General features: G+C 73.3%; 16 protein-coding genes. 10 read left to right on the top strand and 6 right to left on the bottom strand.

The annotated features are described in order from the left end of the window. The first annotated feature begins 370 nt into the window (after positions 1–370). Positions 371–1,975 (top strand): serine/threonine protein kinase, encoded by a 1,605-nt coding sequence (locus tag BKA00_RS22135; protein ID WP_185027879.1) that lies wholly within the window; start codon positions 371–373, stop codon positions 1,973–1,975. 72 nt (positions 1,976–2,047) lie between these two features. On the opposite strand, the gene BKA00_RS22130 is transcribed toward BKA00_RS22135, so the two are convergent. Then, positions 2,048–3,238 (bottom strand): lipid-transfer protein, encoded by a 1,191-nt coding sequence (locus BKA00_RS22130; protein WP_185027877.1) that lies wholly within the window; start codon positions 3,236–3,238, stop codon positions 2,048–2,050. Beyond that, positions 3,235–3,684, bottom strand: a complete 450-nt coding sequence (locus BKA00_RS22125) for a Zn-ribbon domain-containing OB-fold protein (protein WP_230298658.1) — start codon at positions 3,682–3,684, stop codon at positions 3,235–3,237. Before BKA00_RS22125 ends, BKA00_RS22130 begins: the two co-directional genes overlap by 4 nt. A 211-nt stretch (positions 3,685–3,895) precedes the next feature. Between BKA00_RS22125 and BKA00_RS22120 the strand changes: the two genes are divergently transcribed. The 3 genes from BKA00_RS22120 (at position 3,896) to BKA00_RS22110 (ending at position 6,049) form a co-directional block, all read left to right on the top strand. Then, entirely contained in the window at positions 3,896–4,663 is a 768-nt protein-coding gene (locus tag BKA00_RS22120; protein ID WP_185027875.1) for an SDR family oxidoreductase, read from the top strand. A gap of 31 nt (positions 4,664–4,694) precedes the next feature. Beyond that, positions 4,695–5,654 carry an LLM class F420-dependent oxidoreductase gene (locus tag BKA00_RS22115; protein ID WP_185027873.1) on the top strand — a complete coding sequence of 320 codons (960 nt, stop codon included), beginning with the start codon at positions 4,695–4,697 and terminating at the stop codon, positions 5,652–5,654. Between the two features lie 95 nt (positions 5,655–5,749). Continuing rightward, on the top strand, positions 5,750–6,049 hold the full coding sequence (locus BKA00_RS22110; protein ID WP_138641067.1) for a Fe-S cluster assembly protein HesB: 300 nt from the start codon (positions 5,750–5,752) through the stop codon (positions 6,047–6,049). A gap of 71 nt (positions 6,050–6,120) precedes the next feature. Here BKA00_RS22110 and BKA00_RS22105 read toward each other — a convergent pair whose 3' ends face one another. The 3 genes from BKA00_RS22105 to BKA00_RS22095 all read right to left on the bottom strand — a co-directional run bounded on the left by BKA00_RS22105 (position 6,121) and on the right by BKA00_RS22095 (position 8,574). Next, positions 6,121–6,321: a hypothetical protein gene (locus BKA00_RS22105; RefSeq protein WP_185027871.1), complete on the bottom strand. Its 201-nt coding sequence runs from the start codon at positions 6,319–6,321 to the stop codon at positions 6,121–6,123. 88 nt (positions 6,322–6,409) lie between these two features. Then, complete coding sequence (locus tag BKA00_RS22100; protein WP_185027869.1) at positions 6,410–7,510, bottom strand: Rv3169 family protein; 1,101 nt, start codon at positions 7,508–7,510, stop codon at positions 6,410–6,412. Further along, positions 7,507–8,574 carry a phosphotransferase family protein gene (locus BKA00_RS22095; protein ID WP_185027867.1) on the bottom strand — a complete coding sequence of 356 codons (1,068 nt, stop codon included), beginning with the start codon at positions 8,572–8,574 and terminating at the stop codon, positions 7,507–7,509. The genes BKA00_RS22100 and BKA00_RS22095 overlap by 4 nt, the downstream gene beginning before the upstream one ends. 116 nt (positions 8,575–8,690) lie before the next feature. On the opposite strand from BKA00_RS22095, the gene BKA00_RS22090 reads away from it, so the two are divergent. The 6 genes from BKA00_RS22090 (at position 8,691) to BKA00_RS22065 (ending at position 15,700) form a co-directional block, all read left to right on the top strand. Then, on the top strand, positions 8,691–9,341 hold the full coding sequence (locus BKA00_RS22090; protein WP_185027865.1) for an MBL fold metallo-hydrolase: 651 nt from the start codon (positions 8,691–8,693) through the stop codon (positions 9,339–9,341). 23 nt (positions 9,342–9,364) lie between these two features. After that, complete coding sequence (locus BKA00_RS22085; RefSeq protein ID WP_185027863.1) at positions 9,365–10,099, top strand: HAD family hydrolase; 735 nt, start codon at positions 9,365–9,367, stop codon at positions 10,097–10,099. A gap of 144 nt (positions 10,100–10,243) precedes the next feature. After that, a complete protein-coding gene (locus BKA00_RS22080; RefSeq protein WP_185027861.1) occupies positions 10,244–10,447 on the top strand; it encodes a PspC domain-containing protein in 204 nt (67 codons plus the stop codon). A gap of 83 nt (positions 10,448–10,530) precedes the next feature. Next, positions 10,531–14,622, top strand: coding sequence for a hypothetical protein (locus tag BKA00_RS22075; RefSeq protein WP_185027859.1), 4,092 nt, complete (start codon positions 10,531–10,533; stop codon positions 14,620–14,622). A gap of 172 nt (positions 14,623–14,794) precedes the next feature. Then, the gene (locus tag BKA00_RS22070) at positions 14,795–15,175 is read left to right on the top strand and encodes a hypothetical protein (RefSeq protein WP_185027857.1); all 381 of its coding nucleotides are present in this window, start codon (positions 14,795–14,797) and stop codon (positions 15,173–15,175) included. A 39-nt stretch (positions 15,176–15,214) separates the two neighbouring features. Beyond that, on the top strand, positions 15,215–15,700 hold the full coding sequence (locus BKA00_RS22065) for a hypothetical protein (protein ID WP_185027854.1): 486 nt from the start codon (positions 15,215–15,217) through the stop codon (positions 15,698–15,700). Here BKA00_RS22065 and lysX read toward each other — a convergent pair. After that, entirely contained in the window at positions 15,697–18,996 is a 3,300-nt protein-coding gene (gene lysX / locus BKA00_RS22060; protein ID WP_185027852.1) for a bifunctional lysylphosphatidylglycerol synthetase/lysine--tRNA ligase LysX, read from the bottom strand. The two genes, BKA00_RS22065 and lysX, sit on opposite strands and share 4 nt — an antisense overlap. Positions 18,997–19,025: the final 29 nt, after the last annotated feature.

The following is a 19,025-nucleotide window of genomic DNA, read 5'->3' as shown; positions in this document are numbered from 1 at the left end:
CCGCAAGTCAACGGAGGGAGTCAGCGGGCCGGTGCGCCGACGGCGGAACGGACCCGGCGAACACCTGCGCGTCGGCCTCGGCCGCCCCGCCCCGGCCCGCCTCTGAAGATTTCTGAACATCCCAGGCAGCGGGCACCGCCGAACGCACCAGCGCCGGCATCGGTGCCTTATAAGATCAACCACCGTAATGACCCCGCAACGACCTCAATGGCCGCGATCGCGTCCGAAGGCAGCTTCGAGCGGAGCGAGAGTCTGATCGCGCGGCGCCGCAAGGCGAGCCGGAGCGATGCCGGCGATCGCCGGCGTTTCTCGACGATGGAGGGCGCTCAGCGCCCGAAGGAGGAGAGAAACGCAGTGAATAAGGAAGACTGTGGAAGCACTGCGTCTGGAAGATCCTGCTGAGATCGGCGGGTATCCGCTGCTGGGGCGGCTGGGCGCCGGTGGCATGGGGCAGGTCTACCTGGGGTTGACCGCCAATGGGCGGCATGTCGCGCTCAAGGTGATCCGGGAGGACTTCGAGGGTCCGACGGCGCTGGCGCGTTTCCGGCGCGAGGTCGCGACCGTGGAGCGGGTGCGCAGCAGGTTCGCCGCCGCGATGGTCGGCGCGGGCCTGGACGCGCCGCCGTACTGGCTCGCCACGGAGTACGTCCCGGGGCCGACGCTCCGGCAGGCGGTGGCCGCGCACGGGCCGCTGCCCCCCGAGACCTGCGTGCGGCTGCTCGCCGAGCTGGCGCAGGGGCTGCTGGAGATCCACCGGCACGGCGTCCAGCACCGCGACCTCAAGCCGGGCAACGTGATCCTCGCCCCGGACGGGCCGCGGCTGATCGACTTCGGCATCGCGCGCGGCGAGGGCCAGACGCAGATCACCCAGACGGGCGCGTGGAACGGCACCCCCGGCTTCGTCGCGCCCGAGGTCGTCCGCGAGCAGCAGCCCCTTCCCGCGTCGGACGTGTTCTCGCTCGCCGGGACGGTCGCCTACGCCGCGACGGGACGGCCCCCGTTCGGCGGCGGACGCATCGAAGCGATCATCCACCGCACGCTCAGCGGTGAGATCGACCTGGAGGGCGTCGACCCGCGCGTCGCCGGGCTGGTCCGGCAGTGCGCGGAGAAGGAGCCCGGCGCCAGGATCACGCTGGAGCGGCTGCTCCAGCAGTTGCCCGCGCTCGGTCCCCTCGCCGCCGACCCCGCCTACCGGCGGATCGTGGGCGTTCCGGCGCCGATGCCCGCCAGCGTCACCGACGCGGTCGCGTCGGGTCTCGTCCCGGCCGACCGCACGCGGACGGTCCCGGGCGTCTCGCGCGGACGGTCGCGCGCGGCCGTCATCGCGGCGGGCGCAGGGGTGGCCGCCGTCGTCCTGGTGGGCGCCCTTCTCGCGCGGTACGTCATCGATGGGAACGGCGGCGCCGAGAACGGGAACAAGCCGCAGGCAGGGCAGGGAACGCAGGGCGGCACCGCGACCGGAGACCCCGCGGGCTCGACCCCCGGCGCCAAGAACACGGGCGCGGCCAACGGCGTCCCGCCGGACCGGATCCTGGTCAAGCAGCCCGGCGACATCGCGGGTCTCCGGTGGACCCAGGCGAGCAAGACGTGCCAGCCCGCCGCCCGTCCGGAGGACTTCGACCTCACCCGCGACACCCAGACCTCAGTACCGCGTGAGCCGTACACCGGGAAGAGCGTCGACTTCGGCCTGCGCTTCAAGTACGCGGAGCCGCCGAAGTACTACGTGGCCATCCAGGTCCGTCCGCCGGTGGAGCAGCAGGGGAACGGCGTCACCGGGGTGGTGCAGAGCAAGCCGCACCTGTACCCCGGCCAGGCGGCATGGCTGGACATCCACTACCCGTCGGAGTTCAAATGGGAGGGCGCCGGGAACGGCACCTACCCGTTGATGAAGGGCGACTGGACGGTCATCTGGTTCCACGTCCACCCGAACGGCGACGCCTACTACCTGACCTGCGACGGCTTCACCGTAGCCTGACCGCCCGCCGACTTGCGGCGTGTTGCCCTTCTGCGGGCGCTGATAGGGGCAACACGCCGCAGGTCGACGTGGTCAGCGGACGGTGATGACGGCGGAGCCGTGGCCGAAGAGGCCCTGGTTGACCGCCATGCCCGCCCTCGCGTTCTCCACCTGGCGGCCCTCGGCCCGGCCGCGCAGCTGCCAGGTCAGTTCGCAGACCTGGGCGATCGCCTGTGCCGGGATCGCCTCGCCGAAGGAGGCGAGCCCGCCGCTCGGGTTGACCGGGACGCGGCCGCCGAGTGTCGTGGCGCCGGAGCGGAGCAGTTCCTCGGCGCCGCCCCTCTCGCACAGTCCGATGTCCTCGTACCAGTCGAGTTCGAGGGCCGTGGACAGGTCGTAGACCTCGGCGAGCGACAGGTCCTCGGGGCCGAGGCCCGCCTCCTCGTAGGCGGCGTGCGCGATCGCGGCGCGGAACGGCCGCTCGGGCTCCGGGACGGTCATCGCCGAGTCCGTCGCGAAGTCGGGCAGGTCCAGGACGGTCTTCGGAAACGTGGGCGTCACCGTCGACAGCGCCGGGATGCGCACCGGGTCGGCGATGCCGTGCCGGCGCGCGAACTCCATGGACGTCAGGACGAGCGCCGCGCCGCCGTCGCTGGTGGCGCAGATGTCCAGCAGCCGTAGTGGATCGGCGACCACGGCGGATTCGCGTACGTCCTCCACGGTCACCTCCTTGCGGTACCGGGCGTTGGGGTTCGCCAGCCCGTGCCGGGCGTTCTTCACCTTGACGGCGGCGAAATCGTCGAGCGTCGCGCCGTACATGGCCATCCGCCGACGCGCGTAGAGGGCGAAGTAGATGGGGTTGGTCGCACCCAGGAGGCGGAAGCGGAGCCAGTCGGGGTCGTCAGGGCGGTCTCCGCCGACGGGCTTGAAGAAGCCCTTCGGCGCGGCGTCGGCGCCCACGACAAGCGCGACGTCGCAGAGGCCCGCGAGGATCTGCGCGCGAGCGTTGCCGATGGCCTGGGCCCCGGACGCGCACGCGGCGTAGCAACTGGACACGCGGGCACCCGACCAGCCGAGCGCCTGCGCGAACGTCGCGCCCGCGATGAATCCCGGATAGCCGTTGCGGATGGTGTCCGCGCCCGCCACGTACTGGACGTCCGTCCACGCGAGGCCGGCGTCGGCGAGCGCGGCCCGCGCCGCCGCGAGCCCGTACTCGACGAAGTTGCGTCCCCACTTGCCCCACGGATGCATGCCCGCGCCCAGCACGGCGATGTCGCGCGTCATTCGACCGGCCTCCACATCCAGACGGTGTAGTCGGCCTCGTCGTCCTCGTAGAGGACGCCTTCGGCCAGCTCGACCTCCATGCCGACCGCGAGGTCGTCGACGGTGTGGCCGGGGACGACCTGGCCCAGGACGACGATGCGCTCGGCTTCGAGTTCGACGGCCGCGACGGTGTACGGGACGAACGGGTCGGGGGAGACGTACGGAGGCGGCGGCTTGTACCGGGAGTCGGCGTAGGACCAGATGCGCCCGCGTCCCGACAGGGTGTACGGCTCCAGTTCGGAGCCGTCCTTCGGGCCGGTGCAGGCCGGGTTGCGGCAGGCCAGCTCGTTGCGCGGGAAGTACGGCGTTCCGCAGGCGCCGCAGCGGGTACCCAGCAGGCGGACGCCGCCGTCCCCGGCGGTGAACCAGCCCTCGATCGCCGGACGGCGTTCCTTGGTCGTGGTCACGCGGTCCTCCTCGTCTCCGACCGGGCGCAGCGTAACAACCGGGCAGGCGCGTGGAACGGGACGTGTCCGGTGAGCGGGACGGACCACGCGAACCCACCTAACTGACTCGTCAGTCACTTCGGTACAGTGAACCGAGTCGGATTCTGGTGATGCCGCCCGCAGGGTGCGAACAGGCAGGCCCTCAGGGTGCGGACAGGCAGGGAGCGTGCGGATGCGGACTGGTCTAGAGGGCAGGACGGCGCTGGTCACCGGGGCGTCCCGGGGAATCGGGAAGGCGATCGCCACCGCGTTCGCCGCCGAGGGCGCGAACGTCGTGCTCTCCTCCCGCAAGCAGGAGGCGCTGGACGAGGTCGCCGCGGAGATCCGCGCGGCCCACCCGGGCGCGGGCGTGCTGGCCAAGGCGGCGCACGTCGGCGACGCCGAGCAGGCCGCCGCCTGCGTGGACGCGGCCGTCGCCGAGTTCGGCGGCCTCGACATCCTCGTCAACAACGCCGGCACGAACCCCTACTTCGGTCCGATGGCCGACATCGAGCCCGCCGCCGCGGCCAAGACCGTCCAGGTCAACCAGTTCGCGATCGTGCAGTGGACGCAGCTCGCGCTGCGCGCCTCCCTCGCCGAGCGCGGCGGCGCGATCATCAACATCGCCTCGGTCGGCGGCATGGTCACCGAGCACGGCATCGGCTACTACAACGCCACCAAGGCCGCCGTGATCCACCTCAGCCGGCAGTTCGCGATGGAGCTGGCCCCGAAGGTCCGGGTGAACTGCATCGCGCCGGGCCTGGTCAAGACGCACCTCGCCCGCGCCCTGTGGGAGAACAACGAGGCCGAGATCGGCAAGTACATGCCGCTCGGCCGCATCGGCGAGCCCGAGGACATCGCCAACGCCGCGGTGTTCCTCGCGGGCGACGCCTCGTCCTGGATGACGGGGCAGACGCTCGTCGTGGACGGCGGCGCCACCATCCGGCCCTCGATCGCCTGACCGCCCGGAACACAGGAACAGGGAGAAGCGCATGTCACGCTGGGGACTGACCATTCCGCTGACCGGCCTCCCGCTGGCCGAGCACCGTGAGATCGTTTCGGGGCTGTCCGAGCTCGGCTACACCGACGCCTGGTCGGCCGAGACCAACGGCGCCGACGCCTTCACCCCGCTGGCGCTCGCCTCGCAGTGGGACCCCGGGCTGCGCCTCGGACCGGCGATCGTCCCGGTCTACACGCGCGGCCCCGCCCTGCTGGCCCAGCAGGCCGCCACCCTCGCCGACCTCGCGCCGGGACGTTTCGTGCTGGGCATCGGCACCTCGTCCGACACGATCGTGCAGCGCTGGAACGGCATCCCGTTCGACGAGCCCTACAAGCGCACCCGCGACACGCTGCGCTTCCTCCGCAGGGCGCTCGCGGGGGAGAAGGTGAAGGAGGAGTACGAGACCTTCGCCGTCAAGGGCTTCAAGCTGGAGAGCGCACCGGCGACGCCGCCGCCGATCGTCCTCGCGGCGCTGCGCCCCGGCATGCTGCGGCTCGCCGCCCGCGAGGCCGACGGCGCGATCACCAACTGGCTCGCGCCGAAGGACGTCCGGACGGTCCGCGGCGCCCTCGGCGACGGGCCGGAGCTGATCGCGCGGCTGTTCGTCTGCCCCACCGGCGACGCCGAGGAGGCCCGCGCGATCGGCCGCTGGATGATCGCCGCGTACATGACGGTGCCCGTCTACAGGGCGTTCCACGAGTGGCTCGGGCGCGGCGAAGCGCTGCGGCCGATGAACGAGGCGTGGGCCGCCGGCGACCGCAAGAAGGCGCTAGAGGTCATCCCGGACGAGGTGGTGGACGACCTGATCGTGCACGGCACCCCGGAGCGGTGCCGGGCCCGCGTCCGCGAGTACGCCGACAACGGCCTCACCACACCGGTGCTGGCGATCGTCCCAGGTGGGGGCCTGACCCAGGCCGAGGCGGTGCGGGCGCTCGCCCCGAGTGCGGACTGAGATCGTTCGATCACGTCCCGATGTTTACGGCCGGGAGCAGCGGGGAGGGTGGGGCAAATCCTGACAGGCGAACGAAGAGACGTGAGGAGCTGATCGTGCTCACGCTGACCAGCGGTGCCGTCCAGGTCATCCGTACGGTGACCGCCAACCCGGAGCTTCCGCCCGAGACCGGCATCCGCATCGAGTCCGGGCTCGACGGCTCGGACGCGCTGCGGCTCTCGGTGGCCCCGGCCCCCGAGGCCGGCGACCAGGTCGTGGAGGAGGAGGGCGCCAAGGTGTACCTGGAACCCACGGTCGCCGAGATGCTCGACGACAAGACCCTCGACGCCCAGGTCGACCCTCAGGGCGACGTGGCCTTCACCATCGCGGAGGGGACCGAGGGAACCCCCACCTGACGTTGGAGGACGAGACCGGGGCGCGCCCGCCGGGCCGCCCCGGTCTCGTGTTGTCTCCGCCGTTGGGAGCGTCAGCGCATCGCGGCGACGACGGCGACCACGGCGAACACGAACGCCGCCGCGGTGAGGACCGCGAACGCCGCGATCACGGCGCAGGCCAGGCCGCGTGGCTGGTCGCGCCAGGCGGGGGAGCCGTCGCGCGCCCGTCGGTCCGGTTTTCGCCGGAACGACCGTCCCGCGTCCATGGGGTCGGGCGAAGGCGGGGTCGTCACGAGCGCCAGTGTCGCAGATGGCTCGCTCGACCCGCCGCCCGCCCGGGCCGTGTCTTCGCGGGGCGGATCCGGGCCTGCCGGGCGCCGGTCATTCCGGAAAGGAGGGGTGCGGCCCGAGGGCCCAGTACTCGAAGAGGCCGTAGCCGGTGGCGGCGGCGGTGGGCTGCGCCCCGTCCAGGTACTCGTACCGTCCGACCGCGTCGACCATGCCCCACATACGGGCCGCGTCGTCGGGCTTGCGGGTGTCGTAGGCGACGCCCTCCACCTTCAGCTCGGGTCCCTGGTACATGCCGTGCTTCCAGTCGGGCTCCAGCCCGTAGCCGGTACCGACCATGAGGTGGACGGGCAGGATCGGCGTCGCCCTCACCTCGAACGGCTCCCCTCCGGGCGGCGCGAACCGGAGCGTCGCCGTGACCACCTCGCGGGTGCCTTCCTTGTACTCCGGGCGGTATTCGGGACGTCCCAGATACTCGGGTTCGCGGTCGGGCCACACGCGGGTGGCCTCTTCCAGGAGGCGGCGGCCCTTCTCGTCCTCCTGCACGATGCAGAAGATGGCGTGGTCCTCGAACTGCATCGGCGCGTACAGCCAGTAGAACGTGCCCGCGTTCTTCACCTGGATGCCGGGCGGCTCCGGTTCGCCCACGGGCCGGATGCCCCAGGAGCGGTCGCGCGAACCCCACCAGTGGTCGGGCGTGACCTCGATGGTCTCGCCGTCGACCGTGATGGTGCCCGTCCAGCGGCCGGTCTGCGCGAGACGGCGGGAGTCGAAGACGACGCGCTCCTGCCAGCGCAGGTAGTGCGGCGGCTCCAGCGTGGCCGGGACCGAGCCCTCCCAGGCGAGGTCGAACGAGAGGCCGTGCTCGGTCTCGTCCAGGACGACCCGGAGCCGCTTCAACCCTTCGACGACCTCGACGCGGAACGGCCCGACCGTGGTGTCCATCCGGTCGTCCCCCAGCTCGCGGGACGCCCGGACGACCTTGTGCACCGGCCCGCGCCGCACGACCGCGAACGCGTCCATGACGCCGAGGTTCGGGTACTGCCCGATCCCGATGATCATCATCAGCTCGTCGGAGCACGCGTGGACGTTGAAGTAGTAGCGGTCGTAGAAGTTGCGGTCGGAGGTGGCGACGTGCCGCATCACCTCCGGCGCCTGGTGGATCGGGTAGTCGTCGAGCGGCGAGAGCGTCACCGGTCCCCTCCCAGGATGCGGGCCAGCAGCTGCGTGCAGTTGTTGTTGTAGGGGAAGTCGGCCGACTCCTCGATCCAGCCGAAGTCGATCATGGCCTGGCCGATCCGCGCCATGATCACCGAGAACTTGAAGCCGGAAAGGATCTCGTAGTACTCCATGTGCCGCATCGGGCGTCCGAGCAGCTCCTCGTAGCGGGCGACGGTCTCGGCGTAGGAGGGGAAGCCCGCGAGCCGGGCCGCGCCGACGCCCTCGGAGTGGTGCCGGTCCAGGAACATGAACCAGGCGAGGTCCTCCTCCGGCGCGCCGAGCACGGCGCCCTCCCAGTCCAGCACCGCCGCGGGCGCGCCGTCCTGGAAGATCACGTTGCCGATGCGGGCGTCGCCCCACAGCGCGACGGGGTCGTCCGGTTCGTCGGGGCGGTTCGCCTTCAGCCACTCCAGGGCCCTGAGCGCCGTCTCCTGCGGCCCCCGGTAGGCCCAGCCCAGGTAGTGCTCGTAGTAGTTGAGCCGCTGGTCGAGGCCCGGCGCCCCCCAGGCCGGCTGGTCGAGGAAGCCGAGGCCCAGCCCGCCGACGTCCAGCCGGTGCAGCCGCGCCATGATCTCCAGGGTGGACCACCACATCGCGGCACGCTCGCCGGGCGGCACCTCGGTCACCCAGCCGTCCATGTGGTACGGCGGCATGTCGGTCGGGACGCGGCCGTCGACGCGGCCCATCACGAAGAACGCGGCGCCGAGGACGTCGCGGGACGGCTCGTACCAGCGGATCGGCGGCACCGGGATGGAGGTGCGCTCGTCCAGGATCCGCATCAGCCGGTACTGCTCCTCGAACCGCGGCTCGGGGAAGACCTGGTACTTCTCGGGGGCGACCCGCGCGACGAGCGGCTCGCGTCTCGGCGCGCCGTCGCCGCCGGTCCACTCGGCCTCGAAGAGCAGGGTCTCGTTGGAGAAGCCGCTGGTCTGGGGGGTCTCCACGTGCGGGATGCGGACGCCGGGCAGATGGCCGTCCAGCCACCGCGTGAGGGTCCGCCGGGTGGTCTCGGGGTCGCGCTGGTCGGGAACGGGCATCGCACCGCCTCCTCGCCGTGCCTGCTGGCCGTGGTCGCGCCCAAATTAGAACGTGTTCTATCAACGGTGCGGGGGGTGGTCAATGGGCCGGGCGGCCCCCGTGAAAAAATCGCCGGATGCGTCTCACCAAGCTCGGACACGCGTGCGTGCAGCTCACCGAGGACGACCGCACGATCCTCATCGACCCCGGCTCGTTCAGCGAGGCCGGGGACGCGCTGGCCGCCGCCGACGCCGTACTGATCACCCATGAGCACTTCGACCACTTCGACCCCGACGCGCTGCGCGCCGCGATGGCCGAGCGCCCCGAGCTGGAGGCGTGGACGTCCCGCGCCGTGGCGGAGAACCTCGCCGACCTCGGCGGACGCGTCCACCAGGTCGGCCACGGCGACGCCGTCACGATCGCCGGATTCGACGTCCACGTCTACGGCGAGGACCACGAGCTCATGCATCCCGACCTGCCGCCCATCCCGAACGTCGGGTTCCTGGTCGACGGCGAGGTCTTCCACCCGGGGGACGCGCTGACCGTCCCGTCCGAGCCCGTCCCGACGCTGTGCCTGCCGGGCAACGCGCCGTGGATGCGCGCGCTCGACCTGTACGAGTACACGCGGGAGGTCCGCCCGGGGCGCGCCTTCGCCATCCACGACGGGCTGCTCAACGACATCGGCCTCCAGGTGATGGAACGCGTCCTCACCAGCGCCGGCGACGAACTCGGCAAGGAGTTCGCGCGCCTCACCCCCGGCACCTCCGTGGACCTGGCCGCCAAGTGAACGCCTCCCCCCGCGTCCCCCCGATGGCCGAGCCGACGCCGGACGAGCCCGCCGGCTCCTCCGAGTACGCGGCGGGCCTCCCCGAGCCGCGCTCCATCCAGGCCGTGTTCTTCGACATCGGCGAGACCCTCGTCAACGAGGGCGAGATCTACGGCCGCTGGGCCGACTGGCTCGGCGTGCCCAGGCACACCTTCCTCACCAAGCTCGGCGCGCTGCTCGCCACCGGCGGCGACCACACGGACCTGTTCGAGTACTTCCGGCCCGGGTTCGACCTGGAGGAGGAGGAGCGGCGCCGCGAGGAGGCGGGCGTCCCGAACGGTTTCGGTCCCGACGACCTCTACCCGGACGCGCGGGCGTGCCTGTCGGGCCTGCGCGACCAGGGCCTGTACGTCGGCATCGCGGGCAACCAGCCGGTCCAGGCGGCCGAGCAGATGGCGGAGCTGGCCCTGGACGCGGACGTCGTCGGCATCTCGGACGTGTGGGGCGTCAGCAAGCCGTCCCAGGAGTTCTTCGAGCGCTGCGCCCAGCTGGCCGACGTGCTGCCCGACCACGTCCTGTACGTGGGGGACCGCATCGACAACGACGTCCGGCCCGCCATGGAGTTCGGGATGCGGGCGGCGTTCCTGCGCCGCGGCCCGTGGGGGAACATCCAGAAGGACGACGAGGCGCTCGGCGAGTGCCTGTTCGTGCTCGACGACCTGGCCGGCCTGCCGAGCCTGGTCGCCGAGCACAACGCCGGCCGGCCCGCCGCCCCCTAGGGGACGTCCCGTACTCCTGAGGTAGCAGCGGGGAACAGGCCGCGAGAGCGATGTGGGGCCGCCCGTCCGGTTCGTAGCGTGAAAGACGTGGCCGCGAGAACGCGGCCGTGTTCACCGCTCGACGAATCGGGGAGAGAAGAACCCATGAACGGCCTCTACCGTCCGCGCCGCGACCGCGTCATCGCCGGTGTCTGCGCCGGTCTCGCACGCCGGTTCGGCATGACCCCCTGGACCGTCCGGATCCTGTTCCTGCTCTCGTGCCTGCTGCCCGGGCCGCAGTTCGTCGTCTACCTGGTCCTCTGGGTCATGATGCCGAACGAGGACCGCCACATGGCCGCCGCCCGCTGACTCAAGATCAACGATTGCGCTCGACCGGGGCCGCCCGGGGGTGTTAGATCAGGGCACCACCATTCCCGTGGGGAGGAGCCGCGGTGCCTGACGAGGCTCCGGGTCCGGGCCGTCCGGGCCGGGCCCTGGACGAAGCCGCCGCGCGGGAGGCAGACCACGCGGCGCGACTGCTCGGGTACCTGCGCGACCTCGCGCGGGCCCGGCGGCGCCCCTCGCGCGACCTCGCCGACCACGACCACGTCCACTGGCTGGCCGGGCTGCCCGGCGACGTCTACGTCGAGGCCGACGCCGGTCCCGGCGAGGTGCTGTTCAGCGTCCCGGTCATCCCGCTGACTCCACCGGTCGTGCTGGAGGAGTTCGACGGCTGGCTCGCCCTCCGCAACTGGTACCGCGTCCTGCGCGAGCTGGCCGGCGAGGAGGCCGTCCTCGCGACGGGCCTGCTGTCGTGGCGGCCCGCCGTCCACGACCACCTGCTGAGCACGCCCGTCCGGATCGTCCTGGACGAGCGGACCGAGCGCGTCGACGTCGTCCTCGCCGGGCACACGACCCTGCGCGACCGGGAACTGCTGTCCGGGCACCCCGGCTTCCGGCCCGCCGACTGGATCGCCGACGCCGTGCAGGCCGGGCAGGGCTTCGGGCTCAGCGCCTCCGTCGGCGACGTTCTGCGCAAGTGGTGCCAGGTCGCGCTGACGAGCCCCGCCGACTACCGCGAGGACTGGACGCCCGACGCCGACACCGCCTCGCCCGTCCCGCGGCTGCGCCTCGCGCCCGCCCTCGTCGTCCGCCCGGCGGGCTGCGAGGCCGTCGCCGACCACCACGCCAGGCTGCTGAGCCTGCTGCCGCGCGGCGTCCCCGAGGGCGTCGCGCGGTTCGTCTCCCCGGACCTGAAACCCCAGGTCATGCACATACCGGAGCGGGCGCCGGAGACCGTCCCCGACCTGCTGGCCGGGCTGCTGGCGCGGGGGCGCAGGGTGCTCGTCGCCACGTCCGGCCCGGCCGCGTCCGCCGCCCTGCGCGGCGCGCTGCCGCCCGGCCTCGCCGCCCTCACCGCCACCGACGCGGCCATGGCGGCCCGCGTGGCCGACGCGGTCCGCGCCGCCGGGGCCCCCGAACTCGACGCCCTCGCCGAGCGCGAGGAGGCCGCCGCCCTGCGGGTCGCCGAGATCACCGAGCGGCTGCGCGGCGGCGGGCCGGCCGAGCCGCCGCCCGACCTGCGCGGCGAGGAGCCCGAGCTGTCGTGGATGCCGGTCCGGCCCGACCTGCCGCCCGGCCCGCCGATCTCCCGGTCCGAGGCGGCCGAGCTGGTCGTCCTCCTCGCGGAGGAGACCGCCGAGCGCAAGGCCCGCACCGAGCAGCGGGACGTCGACCCGGGCGCGCTGCCGAGCGCCGCCTACGTCCGCACCCTGATCGAGGCGGAGGCCGCCGCCGCCGAGCGCGCCGAACGGTCCAGGACCGAGCTGTCGCAGCTCCTGCGCGACAGCGACGTCACCCTCCTCGCCCGCCTCGACGGGGACGCCTCCGTCGTCGGCGCCGCGCTCCGCGACCTCGGCCTGGAGGGCCACCCGGGCGGCTGGAACCCCTCCGACCTCGCCGTCCGCGCCCTCGGCGACGCACTCGCCGAGCGGCGCCCCCTGATCTGGGCCCGCGTCGTGGAGATGACGTCCCGCGCCCAGTGGGCCGAGCGCGCCCTCGGCGGGCTGAGCGGCCACCGCGTCGAGCTGCCCTCCGACGCCGACCTGCGCGGCCTCGCCGCCGCCGCCCAGGACCTGCGCGCCTACCTGGCCGACGGCGGCGTCCTCAAGCGCGGCCCGCTGCGGTCCGGCGCCCAGCGCCAGGCCGAGCCCCTCCTCGCCACGGTGAAGGTGGACGGCGCGGCGCCGACCACGCCGGAGCTGCTCGACATCGCCCACACCGACCTCATGGTGCGGATCACCTGCCGGGAGCTGCAGTACGTGTGGGAGGCCGCCGGCATCTCCTTCCCGGCCGACCTGCCGCCCGGCGAGCGCGTCGCCCGCTTCGTCCGCGCGCACGCCCGGCTCGCCCGCGTCCGCGACGCGATGACCGCGCTGGACTCGACGCGGCGGCTCCTCGAACGCTCCGGCTTCCGCGTCCCGCTCGTCCACCCGATCCAGTGGCACGACTACGCCGCGGCCCTGCGCAACGCCCTCGAAGGCCTCGGCGTCAGCCGCGCCACCGCCGACCTGGACGCCCTGCGCGACTCGATCGGCCCCGTCGGCGTCGACGATCCCCCCGAACTGGGCGCCGCGCTCGCCGCGGTCGACGCCCGCGACGCCGCCGCCTACGGCCGCGCCCTCGGCGCCCTCGCCGAGGCCCGGCACGAGCGCTCCCGGCAGATCCGCTGCGAGGAGCTGGTCGCCCGCGTCCGCGCCGTCCACCCCGACCTCGCCAACCTCCTGATCGCCACCGACGGCGACGAGGTCTGGCACGACCGCGCCCGCCGCTGGGACGACGCCTGGACGTGGGCCCGGCGCCGCGCCGCCTCCACCGGCCCCGCCGCCGCGGACCGCCTCCGCGACGCCCTCGCCGAGGCCGAGAGCGCCCTCCGCGAGGCCCGCGCCGGCCTCACCGCCGCCCGCGCCGCCGCGTCCGCCCTCGCCCGCTCCGGACCCGACATCGTGCCCGCGTGGATCCTGCCCCTGTGGCGCGTCCCGGACGTCCTCCCGCCCGCCCCCGACGACTTCGACGTCGTCATCGTGGACGGCGAGCACGAGGCGGGCGCCGAGGCCCTCTTCGTCCTCTGGCACGCGCCCCGCACCATCCTCGTCGGCCCGTCCGGCCCCGGCCTGCCACCTCCCGAAGGCCCGCCGCCGGGCCTGCGCCTCCCCTCCCACCTGCACGAAGTGATCACCCCGACCACCCCGCTCTTCGCCGCCCTCACCACGCCCCGCACCGCGCCTCCTCCCGCCGCGCGCCCCATGTCCGAGCGCCCGGACGTGACCCAGCGAGACATCCCGATCCAGCCCCCGACCCCCCGGCCGCCGCGCAAGGAGGCAGACCCGCGCATCCCCGATCCACGCGCGGCCGAACGGCCGGAAATGACGCGGCAGGACCTCCGCCCCCAGCCGCCCGCCCGCGCCGTCCCGCCGGCGGCGCCGCGAAAGGAAGAAGGCACGAGGCCGCGCGACCCGCGCCCGTTGGAACGACCGAAAGAAGACGTGCGAGGGCGGCCCCCGCGTCAGGACGAAGACGCGCGCACCCACGCCCCGCGTGCGGAAGAGCGCCCAGAGGAACCACGCCGCGACCCGCGCGCCCGGCCGCCTGCGCGCCCGCAAGGGCCCGCACCGGCGCCGGGGGACCGGCCGGACGTGACTCAGCAGGACGTGCGCGCTCGGCCGCCTGCGCGCCCGGGCACGGGCGCCTCCGGCCAGGGCGTCCCGCCCCGGCGGCTGGACGCGGCGCGCCGGGAGTCGCAGGGGGAGGAGCAGCAGGTGCAGAGCCGGCCGGGCGGGCGCGGCGGCAGCCTTCCGCCCCGGCGGTTGGACGCCGTGAGGCGCGACGAGCCCGCCCGGGAGCCGGGCGCCCAGGCCACGGGCCCCAACCCCCGCACCCCGGAGGCCGGGCACGCCCCGCCTCACGGACGATCGGACATCCCCGCGATCTGGGGCAAGCCCGGCCCGCTCCCGAACCCCCCACAGCCCCCGCCCCGGCAAGCCCGGCCCCCGCAACAGCCGCAGCCCCGCCCGCAGCCGGAGCCCGCGCAGCAGCAGCCCCGCTCGCAGCCGGAGGTGCCACCGCAACCCGAACCTACGCAGCAGCGCGCGCAACGAGACCAGCCTCGCCCGCAGCCGGAGGCCTCCCAGCAGCAGGCGCAGGCTGGGCCGCGGGCTGAGGGGGCGGGGCCGGCGGAGCCGCCGCGCCAGCAGGAACAGTCCGGGGCGCAGGGCCCGGTGCAGGCGGAAGGGGCGGGGCGGCGGCCGGCGGGTGGGGGCTCGGCTGGGCAGACGCGGGTTCGGCGCGGGCGGTCGATCGCGTCCTACAAGCGGCCCGAGCTGATCGAGATCGTGGGGCACGTCGCCGAGCTCGAGCCGGATCTGACCGACGACCAGGTCGTCGAGCTGGTCACGCGGCTGCTGGGATGCCCGGAGGACGAGGCGCTGCTCGTCGGGGCCCGCCTCCGGTACGCGGTGGAGGTGTACAGGGAGGGCGCCGGGTAGCGCTCACCGGCCCGGCCGGCGCCGACCACGTCCTGCGCTTCGCGCGGTGAGCCCGCCGGACGTCAGGCGATTGTCATTGTTCACCGTCCAGGGCCGGGTACCAGGGCGGCAGGAACCGGGGTGGTGCGTAATCGGAGTGCGAATGTCGGGGGGTCTCGGCAGAATCTGGCGCATGCTCACCGAGGAACTGGTCCAGGTTTGGCGGGACGTCATTCAGGGCGACGAGAAGTCGTGGGTGCTGTTCGAGAACGGCACGTGCGTCATTCTCATGGAGCCGGGGGACGACCTGAGCGCGCAGGCGGTGGAGTTGCTGCGCGAGTACGGACCCGTACACGGGGGCACTCCGGCGGGCGACTTCGGGACGATCGATCTCGACCAGGCGCCGGGATGGGCCGTGTACGGGCACCACAACGACATCCTCACCTATGTCGCGCCCGAAGAGACCGGGGACGGCGCGTCCGATCTGACCGTGGGCCTTCTCGGCCGCTCCAAGCGCGATCAGGACGGCCGGGAACTCGCGGTCGTGCACGTGGAGGACAAGCGCGGCCGGTGAATGGAGCGCGTGTCAGAGGTTGTCTGTACAAATGTGGGCGTGACGGAATGGGGCGATGAGGCGCTGGCGCGGTTGCGGGCGGCCGCGCACCGGGGGTTCGGGGACGCCGAGCTGCTCCGGGGGCGTCCGCTGGCTCCCGTGCTCCAGTACGCCGGGGACGTGCTCGTCGCCGCCCTGGCGCGGGGGCGCGACGCGCGGCCCCTCGCCCTCGCGTGCCTGGAGGAGTTGAACGAGCGCGGCCTGCCCGGCGACGCGGAGCTGGCGGACGAGCTCGCCGCCGCCCTCGGGGTGGGGGCCCCGACCGGGCTGGCTGCGCTTCCCGTCGACCTGGGGGCGGTGGCCGCGGCGATGGAGGACGGCTTCCAGGTGCTCGACCCCGAGCGGGGAGACGTGCTTCCGGTCGATGAGGCGGAGGGGCTGCCCGTTCCGCCGGGCGTCCTGCCGGAGGGAGAGGACGCCAGGCGTGGAGCGGCGCGGGCGTGGCTCGCGGCGCAGGGGTTCCGGCCCGTCCCGCGCAGCCTCTAGGAGCCGGGGCGCACCAGCGGGAACGGGATCGTCTCGCGGATGCTGCGGCCCGTCAGCGTGATCAGCAGCCGGTCGATGCCCATGCCCATGCCGCCCGCGGGCGGCATCGCGTACTCCAGGGCGCGCAGGAAGTCCTCGTCCAGCTCCATGGCCTCCGGGTCGCCGCCCGCGGCCTGGAGCGACTGCTCGGTCAGCCGCTGCCGCTGGAGGATCGGGTCGATCAGCTCGGAGTAGGCGGTGCCGAGTTCGAGGCCGAAGACGATGAGGTCCCACTTCTCGGCCAGGCGCGGGTCGTCGCGGTGGGGGCGGGTCAGCGGGGACGTCTCGGCCGGGTAGTCGCGGACGAACGTCGGCGCCGCCAGGTGCTCCTCGACCAGCGCCTCGAACAGCTCCTGGACGACCTTGCCCTGCCCCCACTGCGGGTCGAAGTTCAGGCCCGCCCGCTCGGCGAACGCGTGGACCCGCTCCGGCGGGGTGCCCGGGGCGATCTCCTCGCCGAGCGCCTTGGACACCGACTCGTAGACGGTGATCTCCTGCCACGGTTCGGCGAGGTCGTACTCGACGCCGTCCCGGACGACGACCGTGGTGCCGAGGGCGGCGCGGGCCGCGTCGACGACGAGGGAGCGGGTCAGCTCGGCCATGGTGTCGTAGTCGCCGTAGGGCTCGTAGGCTTCCAGCATCGTGAACTCGGGGTTGTGCCGCTGCGAGACGCCCTCGTTGCGGAAGCTGCGGTTCAGCTCGAAGACGCGGCCGGCGCCGCCGACCAGGAGGCGCTTGAGGTACAGCTCCGGCGCGATCCGCAGGTAGAGCTGCATGTTGTAGGCGTTGATGCGGGTGGTGAACGGGCGGGCGGTGGCGCCGCCGTGCACCGGCTGGAGCATCGGCGTCTCGACCTCCAGGTAGCCGCGGGCGCGCAGGCCGTCCCGGACGGCGGCGACGGCGTCGCCGCGCATCCGCAGCATCCGGCGGGACTCGTCGTTGACGATGAAGTCCACGTACCGCTGCCGGACGCGGGCCTCCGGGTCCGACAGCCCGGTGCTCTTGTTCGGCAGCGGGTGCAGGCACTTGGCGGCGAGCGTCCACGAGGACGCCAGCACCGAGAGCTCCCCGCGCCGGGACGTCACGACCTCTCCCCGCACCCCGACCTGGTCGCCGAGGTCGATGAGCGACTTCCACAGGCGCAGCGAGTCCTCGCCGAGGGCGTCGGCGGTCAGCATGACCTGGAGGTCGCCGGTCTCGTCCCGCAGCGTGACGAAGATCAGCCGGCCGTGCTCGCGGGCGAGGACGACCCGCCCGGCGATCGCGACGGAGTCGCCGGTGCGGGTGTCGGGGGCGAGGCCGGGATGCCGCTCCCGGATGCCGGAGGCGACGTCGGTGCGCCTGCAGCCGAGCGCGTACGGCTCCATCCCGGCGGCGCGGATCTGGTCGAGCTTGGCGTGCCGGACCCGCTCCTGCTCCGACAGCCGGCGCTGCGGGGCGCGGGCCGCCTCCGCGGCCTCCTCGATCTCCTTGATCTTGTCGACGAGCTCGTCGGACGGGACCATCGACGCGGCCCGGTCCAGCTTGGGACGGTTCAGGCTCGGCAGGAACCCCTCGGCGCGGGCGTAGGCGAGGCCCAGCCGGACGAGGTGCCTCCCGTGCTCGTAGCAGATGAAGCGGGGACGCCAGTCGGGCATGTACTTGGCGTTCGACAGGTACAGCGACTCCAGCTGCCAGAACTTCGACGCGAACGACAGGAACCGGTAGTAGAGCCGGGCGACGGGTCCCGCGCCGATCTGGGAGCCGCGCTCGAACGCCGAGCGCAGCATCGCGAAGTTCAGCGACAGCTGCTGCGCGCCGACCGCGGCGGCCTTCTCGGCGAGCTTGGCGACCATGTACTCGTTGAGGCCGTTCTCGGCGAGCCGGTCGCGGCGCATCAGGTCGAGCGACAGCCCCGCCCGGCCCCAGGGGACGAAGCTGAGCAGGCCGCGCAGCTCCCCGTGGGCGTCGAACGCCTCGACCATGACGCAGCGCCCGTCGGTGGGGTCGCCGAGCCGGCCGAGCGCCATGGAGAAGCCGCGCTCGGTCTCCTCGCCGCGCCAGGCGTCGGCGCTGCGGATGAGCTTGGCCATCTCCCAGCCGGGGATCTGCGAGTGGCGGCGGATCCGCACGGTGTACCCGGCCCGCTCGACGCGCCGGACGGCCTGGCGGACCTGCCGCATCTCCCGTCCGTCCAGGTTGAAGTCGGTGAGGTCGACGATGGCCTCGTCGCCGAGTTCCAGCGCGTCGAAGCCGTGCCGCTTGTAGATGCGGGCGGCGCGCTCGCCGACGCTGACCGCGCCGGGGATCCAGGCGTGCGCGCGGCACTCGCCGAGCCACGCCTCGATCGCCTGGTCCCACGACTCGGGGTCGCCGAGCGGGTCGCCGCTGGCCAGGGAGACCGAACCCTCCACCCGGTAGGCGATGGCGGCCTTACCGTTCGGCGCGACGATGACGTCCTTGTCGCGGCGCAGCGCGAAGTAGCCGAGGGAGTCCTGGTCGCCGTACTCGGCGAGCAGCGCGCGCGCCGCCAGTTCCTCCGGGGGGCTGAGGACGGGGTCGCGCCGCCCCGGCCGGAACAGCGCCCAGAACGTGGCGATCATCAGTCCGGTGCCGAGCACCCACAGGATCACGTCGACCCAGAACGGCACCGACACGTCGATCGGCTTGCCGGTGACGCGCGGCCCGAGGACGGTCTGGGAGACCGCGTAGAGCGGGTGCGTCCAGAAGTCGCCGCGCGAGTTGCGGTCGGTCAGGGTGACCAGGAACGTCCCGATCCCGCAGGTCACGATCAGGAGGCTGGTGAACACGACGGTGGCGAGGCGCCTGTTGGCCCGGTCGGGCAGGGTGGTGAACTGGCCGCGCGCGGAGATCAGCAGGCCGAGCACCGCCAGGTACACGGCGGCGGTGACGATCAGACCGACGGGGGTGGGCTTGTCCGGGTTGAACAGCGTCGTCAGGACGGCGGTGACGCCGAGCGCGGTGGGGAGGCAGAAGATCAGGACGAGGATCCGCCACGCGGCCTTCTTGCGCCGCCGGACGCCCATCGACAGCAGCATCCACAGCAGGCCGATCGGGACGCTCGGGAACCAGCCGAGATAACCGATCCATCGCAACGCCCAGATATCGGCTATCTCAAGGATGAGACCATAGGAGACCCATGCGAGCAGCGACAGGATCCCGGAGAGTCGGGTGTACCAGAAGAAGATCGTCGGCGCGGCCTGGATCAGCCGCCCCCACTCGCCCCGCAGGCCGCGCTGCTGGCCCTGCTCGGTCATGGTCCCCTTCCTACCGGGTCGCACGTCGA

This window comes from Actinomadura coerulea (genome assembly GCF_014208105.1).
GTDB classification, from domain to species: domain Bacteria; phylum Actinomycetota; class Actinomycetes; order Streptosporangiales; family Streptosporangiaceae; genus Spirillospora; species Spirillospora coerulea.
The sequence above is the reverse complement of the archived record's forward strand: the minus strand, read 5'-3'. Positions and strand labels throughout refer to the sequence as shown.